Origin of the sequence: Paenibacillus lutimineralis (assembly GCF_003991425.1) — a bacterium.
In the GTDB taxonomy this organism is placed as follows: domain Bacteria; phylum Bacillota; class Bacilli; order Paenibacillales; family Paenibacillaceae; genus Fontibacillus; species Fontibacillus lutimineralis.
The window spans coordinates 5,810,552-5,824,257 of sequence record NZ_CP034346.1; the positions used below are offsets into that span (position 1 = coordinate 5,810,552).

The window sequence follows — 13,706 nt, forward strand, 5'->3', positions numbered from 1 at the left end:
TCAGCTTTTACGCAGCATTTTCAGTGAAATGACACTTTTATGAATAATCCTACCGCACCTTTACCACACCTGAAAAATCCATACCCGATATGAAATTCGCTCCCTATCCCCTCGACGTGATTCTCGTTATATTTAGGTATAACAGCATATGAAATCGTTTTACATTACTGAAGCTGGAAGTTTGTTTCCTATCATTTTATCCATGTTAACCCCAGTTGAAATCATGTGGAGGTGTCACCCGATGTATGCTGATAACGGAGAAGTTATTGGATATCTACGAGCCGATGGTCAGCGTCTGGTCAATGGACAAGGCGAGGAAATTCTGCTTCGTGGCGTAGGACTCGGCAATTGGCTGCTGCCAGAGGGATATATGTGGAAGTTCCCGCCGGACAATGCGGATCGGCCAAGACGGATCGAGAAATTGATCCGTGATCTGATCGGTGAAGAGGAGGCTGCCAGCTTCTGGACGGAGTTTCGACAGCATTATATTACGGAGCAAGATGTAGCCCGTATGGCTGAGGAAGGGCTTAATTCTGTCCGGCTGCCTATCAATGCTCGCTTCCTGCTTGAAGAGGGCGAACCGGTTCGCTTTAAAGAGAGCTCGATTAGGCTCATCGACCAATTTATAGAATGGTGCAAGCAGTATAAGCTTTACGTCATTTTAGATCTGCACGGAGCCCCTGGTGGACAGACAGGTACGAATATCGATGACTGTGAGAACGACCAGCCGGAACTGTTCATTCATGAGTCTTACCGCAGACAGACCGTTCAACTTTGGAGAGAATTGGCCGACCGTTACAAGGATGAGTGGGTCGTAGGCGGTTATGATCTGCTGAATGAGCCTTTGCCGAACTTTTTCAATCAATATAACGATATGCTCATACCGCTCTATCAAGAAATTACCGCAGCGATCCGTGAAGTCGATCAGAAGCACCTCATTATTCTGGAAGGGGCACATTGGGCCACAGATTGGTCTGTATTTACAGAAATGTTCGATCGCAATATTCTGCTGCAATTCCATAAATATTGGAGCAGCATCGATACAGAGAGTATTGCGCCTTATCTGGATAAACGCCGTGAGTTCAACGTGCCGATCTATATGGGTGAAGGCGGAGAAAATACGTTAAGCTGGTATACTGGCGCGTTCGGATTGTATGAGGATCACCAGATTTCATGGAACTTCTGGACATGGAAGAAGCTCGATACCTTTAACTCGCCTTGCTCAATCAATAAACCGCAGGACTGGGAGCTGATCCTCGACTACTTGCGTGGAGGGGAAAAACCGGACCGAGAACAGGCTAGGATAATCCTTCGTGAATATCTCGACAACATCCGTTTCGATCACTGCCGATATCAGCCGCAGGTTCTTGGTGCGGTACAGCGCAAGCTGCCGCTGCGAATTCCTGCCGAATATTACGGTAACCAAGGTGAAGGCACCAGCTATACGGCTTCGCAGCTTAAGCGGCCGAATGAGAATCCATTCCGATCTAACGACAAGATCCCTATTTCCTTCATTCAAAAAAGAGAAGGTACGCCGAATTTCCATTTGAAGCCGGAGGAGGAATGGAAGGATGAAGAGCGTTTATGTATCGAGTTGATAGCTGGAGCCTCAGTGAGCTATTCGCTGCACTGTGATCGCCCCGGCGAATATGCCCTCTTCATTCGGACCGCAATCCCGGAAGGAGCCGCTTCTTTGGACTTGCAGATTAATCAGGAGTCTGCCATCTCCCTGTCATTTGCCCCATCAGGCTGGAAAGTCCATTCTTTGGAACAAATAATTCACGTTACAGAAGGCGATCTCACGCTTAAGCTGTCCGCCTCTCATGGAACGATTCAGATCGACTGGATCGAATTCAGCATGAAATAACCATTTATCAACTGGATTATTACTTTTGGGCACCCCTTCTCCATCCAGATGCATTTAGGAACTCATGTACAAAATAAAGAAGCAGGGACCCTTCCGGTTCCCCTGCTTCTTCTCATTTTACATCTGTCGTGCTAAGCTGCCGTATGTACCTTAACTGAACCAAGCCTTGATCATAATTGCATCGGATGCTAAAAAGACGAGTAAGCTGACAATCCCAAAGCCTATGGCAAATAAGTTCTTCTTCGGACGTTCCCGGAGCAACCGGATTACCCCGAATAGAATAATCAGCGTGAACAATATCATAAAAATATCAAAACCGTTAAAGGTCGTTGTCGTCTCCCCCGCAGCTGCGAGTAACATAGCGTACCCTCCTCTGATCAATTCGCTTTTTTCCATCTCCTTATATGTTATCTTCCTCCTCGACTGGATGCAAGAGGAAAGACAAAAAAATGTTAAATTTTCCTTCTAAAATAGCTTGAAAATCGTTAAATCAAGCTTTGTTATATATTAAAGTTACTTGACAATTCCCTTTGCCCCAATTTTAATTCCGTTAGTTGTTAATGCTCTTAACCGGAATGAGCTGTTTCGGGCACAGCAAATACTCCCGGAAACTAAATCATATCTGTTCCTAGAGAATTAAGTGTACCCTTTGAAATTACCCTTACTCTCCTTCTTCGACTTCACGAACACAATGCGTCTCCCCCAGATGCACAAACAACAGAAATGTCCACCTATAAGTGGACATTAGAGACTTTCGCTTCACAGAACCAAGAACACTAAATATAGATTTTATCAGACCATATACGCCATATATGCTGTCCTAGGTTAGACAGAAGTTATTACACCTCAACAAACAGTGTCCATCTCATAAAAGATATTTCTTAAATTTGTCCTCATAGAAGATACATTGAGACAATATGCTACGCTGGAAACGTATAAATTCTCTCATCCAAATAAAGCCTGCTGAGAGCTATCCCTTCCTCTCTCAGCAGGCTTCTGTAAAACTACAATCTATTCTATCGTAGCTGCGATCAATTCCTTGGTCCGTTCGGTATCACGCTGAAGAACAGGTCCCAGATAACGACCTGTATAAGACTCTTCTGTCTTAACGATGTCCTCCGGTGTGCCAGTAGCAATGATCGTTCCACCACCGCTGCCACCCTCTGGACCGAGGTCGATTAAATAATCGGCAGTCTTGATGACATCAAGATTATGCTCAATGACCAGAACCGTCTCTCCCGAATCGACCAGACGATGCAGTACCTTAAGCAGTCGATCGATATCATCAACGTGCAGACCCGTCGTCGGCTCATCGAGGATATAGATCGTTCTGCCTGTACTGCGCCGGTATAGCTCGGAAGCCAACTTCACGCGCTGCGCCTCACCACCGGATAGAGTTGTCGCTGGTTGGCCCAGATTAATATAGCCAAGCCCTACATCCATCAAGGTTTGCAGCTTGCGGTGAATCTTCGGAATGTTCTGGAAGAATTCCGTCGCATCCTCCACCGTCATCTCCAACACTTCGGCAATACTCTTGTTCTTATATTTAACTTCCAGTGTCTCCCGATTGTATCGCTTGCCTTTGCAGATTTCACAAGGCACGTAGACATCTGGCAGGAAGTGCATTTCAATCTTGATAATTCCGTCTCCGCGGCAAGCCTCACAACGTCCGCCCTTAATATTGAAGCTGAACCGCCCCTTCTTATAGCCGCGGATCTTCGCTTCATTCGTCTGTGCATACAGGTCGCGAATATCGTCAAATACTCCTGTGTAGGTTGCCGGGTTGGAACGCGGTGTACGTCCGATCGGCGACTGATCGATATCAACGACTTTGTCGATATGCTCCAAGCCTTTCATCTCGCGATATTCCCCTGGTCTAACCCTTGCCCTATTCAAATCGCGGGCTAATGTCTTGTACAGGATCTCATTCACCAAGGTTGACTTCCCTGATCCAGACACTCCAGTAACCGCGGTAAAGACGCCAATCGGGAACTTGACATTAATATTCTTCAGATTGTTCTCCTTCGCACCCTTCACTTCGAGCCAGCGTCCATTCGGCTTGCGGCGTTCAGCCGGAACCGCAATGAACTTCTTGCCGCTCAAATACTGTCCGGTCAGCGATTTTGGATCAGCCATCACTTCCGTAGGCGTTCCTTGAGAGATGACCTGTCCGCCATGAATACCGGCTCCGGGTCCAATATCGATAATATAGTCAGCCGCCAGCATGGTGTCTTCATCATGCTCGACAACAATCAGCGTATTTCCGATATCACGCATATGGGCCAGTGTTGAGATCAGCCGGTCATTATCCCGCTGATGCAGACCGATACTCGGTTCATCAAGGATATAGAGCACGCCCATCAGACTGGAACCAATCTGTGTGGCCAGCCTGATCCGCTGTGCTTCTCCACCAGATAGCGTACCTGCGGCGCGGCTCATCGTCAGATAATCCAACCCCACATTCACCAGGAAGCCAAGACGGCTGTTAATCTCTTTCAGAATCAGGTGGGCAATGGTCTTCTCCTTCTCGCTTAATTGCAAGCCATCGAAGAACTTTCGTGCTTCCCCGATCGATAGCGAGGTTACATAGGCCATATTCTGATCATTAATCGTTACGGCCAGACTTTCCTTCTTCAAGCGATGTCCCTTACAGGTTCCACATGGCTTCGAACCCATGAAAGCTTCAATAAATTCACGAATCCCCTCCGAGGCTGTATCACGATAACGGCGCTCGAGATTCGGAATGATTCCTTCGAAGGTAACCATCGCATCCTTGCTCATGCCGAAATCATTCTCATAACGGAAGCGGACTTTAATGTCACCAGTACCATAGAGCAGCTTGTCCATCTGATCCTTCGTTAGCTCCGATACGGGCACATCCTGTGGAATTTTGAAATGTTCACATACCGAACGCAGAAACTGCGGGTAATAGTTCGAAGTTCCACCCGCCCAAGCTTCAAAGGCACCGTCTTCAATGCTCTTGGAACGATCAGGCACTAGTAAATCCGGGTCGATAATCATCTTTACCCCGAGGCCGTCACACTCTGGACAAGCACCAAACGGGCTATTGAAAGAGAACATCCGTGGCGACAGCTCTTCCATGCTGAAGCCGCAAATTGGGCAGGCGAAGTTAGAGCTGAAGCGCAGCTCCTCCTGACCGATAATATCAATAAGGATTTGGCCACCTGACATTTTGAGCGCCGTCTCGATCGAGTCGGCTAGCCGGCTCCGAACATCCTCCTTAACGACGACCCGGTCCACAATTACCTCAATAGAGTGCTTCTTGTTCTTCTCCAGTTCTATCGTCTCAGATAGATCACGCTGCTCTCCGTCCACGCGTACACGAACGAAGCCCTGTTTGGAGATTTCGCTGAACAGACTCTTATGCTCACCCTTCTTGCCTGACACAACTGGAGCCAGAATTTGCAGTCTCGTCCGCTCTGGATACTGCATGATCCGGTCAACCATTTGTTCGACTGTCTGTGACGTAATTTCGATGCCATGCTCCGGACAATGCGGATGCCCGACACGGGCAAACAACAGACGCATATAATCATAAATCTCAGTGACGGTTCCCACAGTAGAACGTGGGTTGCGGCTGGTTGTCTTCTGATCGATGGAAATCGCAGGCGACAGCCCCTCGATGGAATCTACATCCGGCTTCTCCATTTGCCCGAGAAATTGCCGAGCGTAGGCCGATAGCGATTCGACATATCTGCGCTGACCCTCGGCATAAATCGTATCGAATGCCAGTGAAGATTTGCCGGAGCCGCTAAGCCCGGTCAGCACGACAAAGCGATCGCGTGGGATCGTAATGTCGATATTTTTCAAATTGTGCGCGCGTGCGCCCTTGATTACGATATTCTCACTAGCCAATAGGTTTCATCTCCTTGAACCTTCTATATAATAGGGAAAGTTCCCTAGCTTCATCCAACCTTCTCGGTGCTGAAAACCGGCCTTTTTGAACATTACTATACAACAGCTTGCTACTCCGCCTTAAGCTCCAAAATCGCATCGCGCAGCTCAGCAGCTCGTTCAAACTGCAAGTTCTTCGCTGCTTCCTTCATTTCGGCCTCAAGCCGCTTGATCATCGACTCGCGATCGCGTTTGGACATCTTACCTTTGGCATCCGCCAAGTAATCCGATTTGCTCTCCGCCACTTTCGTAGCTTCGATCACATCTCTGACCTTCTTGCGAATTGTCTGTGGCGTGATACCATGCTTCTCATTATAAGCGATCTGGATACTGCGACGACGCTCTGTCTCCTTAATAGCCCGATCCATGGATTCCGTAATATGATCTCCATACATCAGCACACGCCCCTCTGAGTTCCGCGCCGCCCGGCCAATCGTCTGGATCAACGAACGCTCGGAGCGCAGGAAGCCCTCCTTATCCGCATCGAGGATAGCTACCAGCGATACCTCAGGAAGATCCAGTCCCTCCCGAAGCAGGTTAATCCCAATTAGCACATGGAAGGTACCGAGTCGCAGATCACGAAGAATGCTCATCCGCTCCAATGTCTTAATATCAGAGTGAAGATAACGCACCTTGATTCCGATTTCCTTAAGATAGTCGGTAAGGTCCTCGGACATTTTCTTGGTCAACGTCGTAACCAGAACCCGTTCATCCTTAGCGATCCGCTCATTGATCTCCCCGATCAGATCATCGATTTGGCCCTTGGTCGGACGCACTTCGATTACCGGATCAAGCAGACCCGTCGGCCGGATAATCTGCTGCGTCATTGTATCGCAATGCTCCAGCTCATATGGACCTGGGGTCGCTGATACAAAGATCATTTGCCCGGCCTTTTCCTCAAATTCCTCGAATCGGAGTGGACGGTTATCCAAGGCAGAAGGGAGCCGGAAGCCGTGGTCAACCAGCACATTCTTACGCGCCTGGTCCCCGTTATACATCGCCCGGATTTGCGGTAGCGTCACGTGCGACTCATCCACGACAATCAGCATATCGTCAGGGAAATAATCCATCAAAGTATAAGGCGTTGCCCCCCGCTCACGGAAGGTTAGCGGCCCCGAATAGTTCTCAATCCCTGAGCAGAAGCCGACTTCCTTCATCATCTCGATGTCATACCGGGTACGCTGTTCAAGTCGCTGTGCCTCCAGCAGCTTGCCCTGTGAACGAAGCAGCTCTAGCCGCTCCTCCAGCTCACGTTCGATATTGACAAGCGCCGCCTTCATCGTCTCTTCTTGGGTTACGAAGTGAGACGCCGGGAAAATAGCAACATGGTCCCGCTCCCCGATCAGTTCACCGGTCAGTACGTCAATTTCCGTGATCCGGTCGATCTCATCGCCAAAGAACTCTACTCTAATCGCTTGCTCCCCTTTGGAAGCCGGGAAAATCTCCAGCACATCCCCGCGTACACGGAACGTCCCGCGCACGAAGTTGATATCATTCCGCTGGTATTGGATATCTACGAGCCGACTCAGAATCTGATTACGCGGCTTCTCCATCCCAATCCGGAGCGACAGAACGAGGTCGCGGTACTCCATCGGCGAACCGAGGCCATATATACACGATACGCTCGCTACAATTATGACATCTCGACGCTCAAACAATGAGCTTGTCGCCGAGTGCCTTAATTTATCGATCTCTTCGTTAATACTGGAGTCTTTTTCAATATAGGTATCAGAGGAAGGAATGTACGCTTCCGGCTGGTAATAGTCGTAATAACTGACGAAGTAATCTACCGAGTTGTGAGGGAAAAATTCTTTGAACTCGCTTGCGAGCTGCGCAGCCAGCGTCTTGTTGTGAGCGATCACTAGTGTCGGCCTGTTCAGCTTCGCAATCGTGTTCGCTATAGTAAAGGTTTTTCCGGTACCTGTTGCGCCTAACAACGTCTGGTACTTTTCGCCCATTTTTACGCCTTCAACCAATTCCTCGACGGCCGTCGGCTGGTCCCCCTGTAGCTTATACTCGGAGACAACTTCAAATTTATTATCATTGAAGACAATATCGCTCATTGTCCAACATCACCTTTATCGTTAAAATGAAATACTAGAGGTTATCATTAGACAGCTTGTGACAAATTTCCACCTTATATAAAACAATTCATCCCTAAAAATGTAAAATAGGAATGGATGTTCCCATACATTATAACTTTTTTGCGAATCAGATGCAAACGATAAGTAAGAAGAGGAGTGGATAGCAAGAGATGGATATTTCAACGGTTATCGGTATCATTATCGGACTTGCCGCACTGGTCGGCGGGTTCATTTGGGAAGGGGGAGAATTAGGAGGTCTCATGCAGCTTACAGCTGCTTGCATCGTATTCGGAGGAACGCTTGCTGCGGTGTTGGTCAGTTTTCCATTAGCCAAGCTAAAGACGGTTCCACGCGCTCTGGCTATCGCCTTTGCTACTAGAGGTACTGATATAGCCGGATTAATTGATGACATCACCCGCATGTCGCATACGGCGAGACGCGAAGGTGTACTGGCTCTGGAGAAGAAAGCAGCCGAATACCCCGATCCCTTCCTCCGCGAGGGAGTCCAACTCGTCGTTGATGGTACCGATCGGGCAATGGTGGAGCAGATCATGGAGCTTGAACTACAGTCTACGCATCATAAATATGAAGGCTATGCCAAAATATTCGAATCCGCTGGTGGATACGCCCCTACGATGGGGATTATCGGTACGGTTATGGGTCTCATTCACGTTCTTGGCAGCCTGACTGAACCAACGGCATTGGGGCCATCCATCGCTCTGGCTTTTACAGCTACATTATATGGTGTAGCGAGCGCCAACCTGATCTTCCTGCCAATCGCTTCGAAGATTAAATCGCGGGGTGAGGATGAAATACAACGTATGGAGATGATGCTCGAAGGAATCCTGTCCATTCAGAACGGAGATCACCCTGTGCTGGTTCGACGCAAGCTGGAATCATTCGGCGCAGATTCTATCACTCCCAAGCAAGAAATGCCCGAGTTCAAGGAGATTGAACTATGAGACAGAGTCAGCATGAACGGAGCCGCAGATGGAAGAAAAGCGAACAGAGTGGCGACTCCAAGGATCGCTGGATGATTACATACGCTGACTTGATTACCCTGCTGCTTATTTTCTTCATCATCATGTATGGAATGAGCCGTCTTGATGTTGAGAAATATGAACTTGTTACTCAATCCTTGCAGCACACATTCAGCAGTGGGAACTCCATCATTGCCGGTGGCAATGGCATTCTAGATGGTTCACAAAGCCCCGATATACATGAGGATCCGGGTTCCGGTTCTGCCGAGGCAGACCAGAGCAATCAGAACGGTGAGGAACCCTTAAGCGAGCGCGAACTCGCCTTCCGTAAACAAGAGGAAGAACTGCAGGATCTTATGAAACGGATCGAAGCTTATGTGAAGGATAATCATCTACAAGATCAAATTCATGTCGCCGATCTGCCAAAAGGAATCTCGATTACCTTGAGCGACCGCTTCCTGTTCGATACCGGCAAGGCGGAATTGAAGCAGGGTTCTGCCAAAACCATGGCCAAGCTGGCCAGCCTGTTCAAGCAACTGGACACCGTAATTAGCATTGAGGGGCATACCGATAATCAGCCGATCGTCCGTGCCTCCAAGTTCAAGGACAACTGGGAACTGTCTGGCGAAAGAGCCTTGTCGGTGCTGCGTTTCTTCCTGGATAAGGAGAAGCTTGATCCACAGCATTTTCAATACGCCGGCTACGCTGACACCCGTCCTACCGGTGACAACACTACAGCCGAGGGTAGACAAAAGAACCGCCGCGTTGAAATCACGGTATTGAGACAGCTACAGCAATAAGAAGCAGAAAGCTTGGTGATGAGCCAAGCTTTTTGCCTTGTAGATCAATTGTTGAATAAAAAACAGGTAAAATTATGCACTGCATCATTTTTACAGGTATGATATATGTCTGGATATAATCTATGTTGAATAGGGTGGGTGAGGACATGACAGAAAACCTTAGTACGGTAAAAAAGGAAAAAACGGCATTAGTTGTTGAAGGCGGCGGAATGAGGGGTATATTCTCTACGGGAATTCTCGATGCATTCATCAAACAGAATTTCTACCCATTTGACCTATGTATCGGCGTTTCCGCGGGTTCTTCGAATGTCGCTGCCTATTTAGGCCAAATGTATCAGCGTAATTATAAAGTATTCACAGACTATTCACTCCGTCCGGAGTTCATCAGTATGAAGAAATTTGTACGTGGTGGCCATCTGATGGATATCGATTGGCTATGGGACATAACACTGCGGGATATGCCTGTAGATGTGGATACTCTGTTCTCAGGCTCCGCTGAGTTCATTATCGGAGCCACCGAAGTGAATACGGGCAATTCAGTGTATTTGCAGCCGACCCGGCATAATTTTGACCAGTTAATGAAAGCTTCGAGCGCTATACCCGTCATATACCGTGGCTTCGTTGAGGTGGATGGGGTAAAATATGTCGATGGCGGAGTTACCGATTCTATCCCCGTCATCGAGGCCTATCGTCGTGGCGCCAACAAAATTATGGTGCTGCGCTCCAGGCCTCATGCTTATATGATGAATAACAGCAAAAACAATATGTTAACCCGGTGGCATCTGCGTAAATATCCGGACCTGCTGCAAGCACTCAACAACCGCGCACATACTTACCAGGAAGCGATCGACTTTATGCGCAATCCTCCGAGCGATGTACAGGTTATCGAAGTGAATCCACCGGATTCCTTCAAGACAGAGCGTCTGACCAAGGAGCTGCCTATACTAGAGCAAGACTATCAGCTCGGTTATGACATGGGCGTACAGCTTGCGCAGGATTGGGACAAACAATCCTCCTGATGCTGCACTTCAACACAAAAGGCTGCGGCCGCTTACGCGGTGCCGCAGCCCTTATTTTTGTCTCAACCCGCCGATGGCGGCTGAGACGCTTTGTCGCCGCCCCGGCCAGCCGGGCGGCGCTTGCCGCGCGCGCCAGCTTCGCTGCGCCGCGGCCTCAGCAGCTGCAGCAGCGACAGCGGCTGCAGCCTAACAGCAACCGGCGCCTTGTCGTCAGGCGCCAGGATCACGCCGAGCTGATGATGCTCGCCGGCGTAAATTGCGCGCTGGAGAAACTTGATCTCACCCTTGAGATTAAGAACCTCCAGCTTGCAGAAGGCCGGATTCATCCGCAGCGCCGCATGCATCTCTTCCTTCGTTGGAACCGGCACGCCATTGACCTTGCGGATGGTCTCCCCGACCAGGATGCCCATCTCCCGTGCCGGACTGTCCGGCAGTACCGCGAGCACCTTCAAGCCTCCTGCCGGATTGACGAACAGCGGGCTCGATTCCTGCTCCTCAAAGCGGCTGTACCACACAAGTCCTTCATGCAATAAGAAGGACACCAGCGCCGCTGGAAGCAAGATCCAGCCCCACCAGTGGGACAGCAGCGCCAGCACAAGCACAGCCAACCCGTAGAACAGTAGTCGATTCGAAGTTAATCGAGCCTTGACCTGAGGCAGCATCCCACTCGTCATCTCCGAGAATCCGATAATGATCGGCAGAGCAACAAGACCGAACCCGTCCTGCCAGGCATCTCCACCAAACAGCGGCGTCCAAGGCAATACCCCTCCCGTTGTATGAGCAGGAATGAGCAAGAGCAATGGAACTGGCCATAGGCTCTGCATCTGATAGCCCCCGACCAGCTTACCGCGCTTGCCTTCGAAGAACAATGGCCCTGCAAAGGAAGCACCCTGCCAGCGGACAAGCAGCCCTTCCGCTAAGTGCAGCAGCCCGACAAGGCATAGCAGTGCTGGTATATTCAGTTCCCTAACCGTACGAATCACTTCGGCCCCAAAGCCGCTGCCTACAAATGAAGGGAATCGATCCAGGATAAACTGGATAACTCCTAGCAGACCGACGGAGTAGGCCAGACATAAATATCTAACACGAACGAGCAGTAATACAATCGTTACCGCCCATATACATAAAATCCCCTCTATCGTTAACGTCATGCCGATAAACGCACCAACAAGCGATACGATAATCCCCGCCAGCAAGCCTCCAAGCACTGTACGCCAAGTCTGAGCGAGCCAATTGTTCAGCCTTACATGGAACAACCTGCGCTCCAATATAACTTGCCTGCGATAGAGCAGGAGCACCATAATAATCGAGATATAATAAAATGGCTGCAGAAACAATTGTCCTACGGCCCCGGCTAAATTCCACAATCCTTCAAGCACAAGATCCAATCGATCATCAACCCCTAACCATCATCTCAAAAAATATTGACTCTAACCACAATATAAGAACCCCATTGAACATCCACCAAGTTAATTCCACTTTTAACTATAACAGAAAAAAAGAAGGCTGAAACTCAGCCTTCTTACTCATTCGACGCCAATGAATTGATTTCCTTCTGGGCCTCCTGAATCGCTTGATTCATTTGGTTATCATTCTTCGGATCACGGATTTGATCAATCAGACTGCTCTCAAGCGCCTCCGCCGTCTTAGCGTCAAGCACACCATTCGCCTTCAAGCCTTTGGCTGCTTGGAATTTCTCCAGTGCCGCCTCCGTCTTCTTGTCAAAATATCCGTCCTTGCGGCCGGGATCATAACCTACCCCGCTTAACATCGTCTGAGCGCTCTTAATGTCTTCGCCCAGCATGTCGAATTTATAGGTTTTCTCCTTGTTAATCGGAGCGACCGAGAAGTAATCCGGCTGTGATACCGGGATGTCCGGCTCAATCCCTTTCTTGTGGATCCACTCGCCATTTGGTGTCAGCCATTTAGCAATCGTAATCTTCACTAGACTACCGTCGCCCATCTCTTTGGAGAAGCTGGACTGAACAGTTCCTTTGCCATACGTCGTTTCTCCAAGCGATTTTGCCCCTGCTGATTCTTTGAGGGCACCCGCCAGAATTTCCGAGGCACTAGCACTGCCCTTGTTCGTAATGATGATCACCGGATAATTTTTACTCTTGCCTTGAACAGAAGTCATCTTCTTACGATTTTTATTCTTATCCTCGATTTGAAGAATGGCCTTACCTTTCGGAACAAATTGCTCTGCCATCTTCTCAACGACTTGAAGCACGCCGCCCGGATTGTTCCGCACATCGATGACCAGTGCCTTCATTCCCTGTTTCTCCAATGAAGCCAATTCCTGTGCAAAGCGATCCGCCGTATTCATGGAGAATTCCGTAACCTCAATCACGCCAATATTCTCTTGCTTCATGCTGGAATAGACCGTTTCCAACGCAATATCACCACGGACAATCGAGAATTCCAGTTCATTAGCTGTACCTGGACGCTTGACCTTTACTTTAGCCTTGGTCCCTTTTGGACCGCGAATCTTAGCAACGGCTTCATTCAAGCCAAGCCCTTCAAAGGATTCACCGTTGACCGAGAGCAGAATATCCTTCGGCTTGATGCCCGCTTGCTCCGCAGGAGAGCCTTTAATGGGAGATACGACGACAACCTTGCCGTCCTCCATCGATACCTCAGCACCAATTCCGGTAAAAGAACCTTCGATTTGTTCGGAGAACTGCTGCGCAGTCTCCGGTGCCATATAAGAGGTAAACGGATCGCCAAGCGCATTCAGCATACCACCGATCGCCCCGTCCACCAGTTTGTTCCGATCAACGCCCTCTACGTAATTTTTTTCAACAAGATCCATAGCCGTCTCGATCTTCTTGATTCCGCTCTTGTTGCCTCCAAAAGCATCAGCAAAAATTCCGCTACCTACTGCATTCGAACCCGCAAAGGTCCACTGACCTGTTAAGGTAAGAGTCAGAATACTGCTGAGCAGCATGGCGACCACGACCATTAGAGCAACTGTACGTCCTTTGAACATCTTCTCTTCTTCACCGCCTATGTATCTTGAATAGAGTAGGTATTGCATCATT

Annotated in this window: 9 protein-coding genes; 4 read left to right on the top strand and 5 right to left on the bottom strand. The window is 49.0% G+C overall.

Annotated elements, in window-relative coordinates:
• The first annotated feature begins 241 nt into the window (after positions 1–241).
• Positions 242–1,867 carry a cellulase family glycosylhydrolase gene (locus EI981_RS25945; protein WP_127003156.1) on the top strand — a complete coding sequence of 542 codons (1,626 nt, stop codon included), beginning with the start codon at positions 242–244 and terminating at the stop codon, positions 1,865–1,867.
• Between the two features lie 150 nt (positions 1,868–2,017).
• Here EI981_RS25945 and EI981_RS25950 read toward each other — a convergent pair whose 3' ends face one another.
• The 3 genes from EI981_RS25950 to uvrB form a co-directional block, all read right to left on the bottom strand.
• Positions 2,018–2,227 (bottom strand): DUF2759 family protein, encoded by a 210-nt coding sequence (locus EI981_RS25950; RefSeq protein WP_127003158.1) that lies wholly within the window; start codon positions 2,225–2,227, stop codon positions 2,018–2,020.
• Between the two features lie 651 nt (positions 2,228–2,878).
• Entirely contained in the window at positions 2,879–5,743 is a 2,865-nt protein-coding gene (gene uvrA, locus EI981_RS25955; RefSeq protein WP_127003160.1) for an excinuclease ABC subunit UvrA, read from the bottom strand.
• Between the two features lie 110 nt (positions 5,744–5,853).
• Complete coding sequence (uvrB, locus tag EI981_RS25960; RefSeq protein WP_127003162.1) at positions 5,854–7,845, bottom strand: excinuclease ABC subunit UvrB; 1,992 nt, start codon at positions 7,843–7,845, stop codon at positions 5,854–5,856.
• Between the two features lie 191 nt (positions 7,846–8,036).
• Between uvrB and EI981_RS25965 the strand changes: the two genes are divergently transcribed.
• The 3 genes from EI981_RS25965 (at position 8,037) to EI981_RS25975 (ending at position 10,665) form a co-directional block, all read left to right on the top strand.
• Entirely contained in the window at positions 8,037–8,828 is a 792-nt protein-coding gene (locus EI981_RS25965) for a flagellar motor protein (protein WP_127003164.1), read from the top strand.
• Positions 8,825–9,646: an OmpA/MotB family protein gene (locus EI981_RS25970; protein WP_127003166.1), complete on the top strand. Its 822-nt coding sequence runs from the start codon at positions 8,825–8,827 to the stop codon at positions 9,644–9,646. The genes EI981_RS25965 and EI981_RS25970 overlap by 4 nt, the downstream gene beginning before the upstream one ends.
• A gap of 146 nt (positions 9,647–9,792) precedes the next feature.
• On the top strand, positions 9,793–10,665 hold the full coding sequence (locus tag EI981_RS25975) for a patatin-like phospholipase family protein (RefSeq protein WP_127003168.1): 873 nt from the start codon (positions 9,793–9,795) through the stop codon (positions 10,663–10,665).
• Positions 10,666–10,727: 62 nt separating this feature from the next.
• Here EI981_RS25975 and EI981_RS25980 read toward each other — a convergent pair whose 3' ends face one another.
• Together EI981_RS25980 and EI981_RS25985 are read right to left on the bottom strand one after the other, a co-directional pair.
• On the bottom strand, positions 10,728–12,053 hold the full coding sequence (locus tag EI981_RS25980) for a PDZ domain-containing protein (protein WP_127003170.1): 1,326 nt from the start codon (positions 12,051–12,053) through the stop codon (positions 10,728–10,730).
• A gap of 134 nt (positions 12,054–12,187) precedes the next feature.
• On the bottom strand, positions 12,188–13,654 hold the full coding sequence (locus EI981_RS25985; RefSeq protein WP_127003172.1) for a S41 family peptidase: 1,467 nt from the start codon (positions 13,652–13,654) through the stop codon (positions 12,188–12,190).
• Between the last annotated feature and the right edge of the window lie 52 nt (positions 13,655–13,706).

What these genes read in the sequence shown, in the direction of transcription:
- EI981_RS25945 (WP_127003156.1), top strand. Translation starts at nt 242, where the DNA reads ATGTATGCTGATAACGGAGAAGTTATTGGATATCTACGAGCCGATGGT.
- EI981_RS25950 (WP_127003158.1), bottom strand. Translation starts at nt 2,227, where the DNA reads ATGTTACTCGCAGCTGCGGGGGAGACGACAACGACCTTTAACGGTTTT.
- uvrB (WP_127003162.1), bottom strand. Translation starts at nt 7,845, where the DNA reads ATGAGCGATATTGTCTTCAATGATAATAAATTTGAAGTTGTCTCCGAG.
- EI981_RS25965 (WP_127003164.1), top strand. Translation starts at nt 8,037, where the DNA reads ATGGATATTTCAACGGTTATCGGTATCATTATCGGACTTGCCGCACTG.
- EI981_RS25970 (WP_127003166.1), top strand. Translation starts at nt 8,825, where the DNA reads ATGAGACAGAGTCAGCATGAACGGAGCCGCAGATGGAAGAAAAGCGAA.
- EI981_RS25975 (WP_127003168.1), top strand. Translation starts at nt 9,793, where the DNA reads ATGACAGAAAACCTTAGTACGGTAAAAAAGGAAAAAACGGCATTAGTT.
- EI981_RS25985 (WP_127003172.1), bottom strand. Translation starts at nt 13,654, where the DNA reads ATGTTCAAAGGACGTACAGTTGCTCTAATGGTCGTGGTCGCCATGCTG.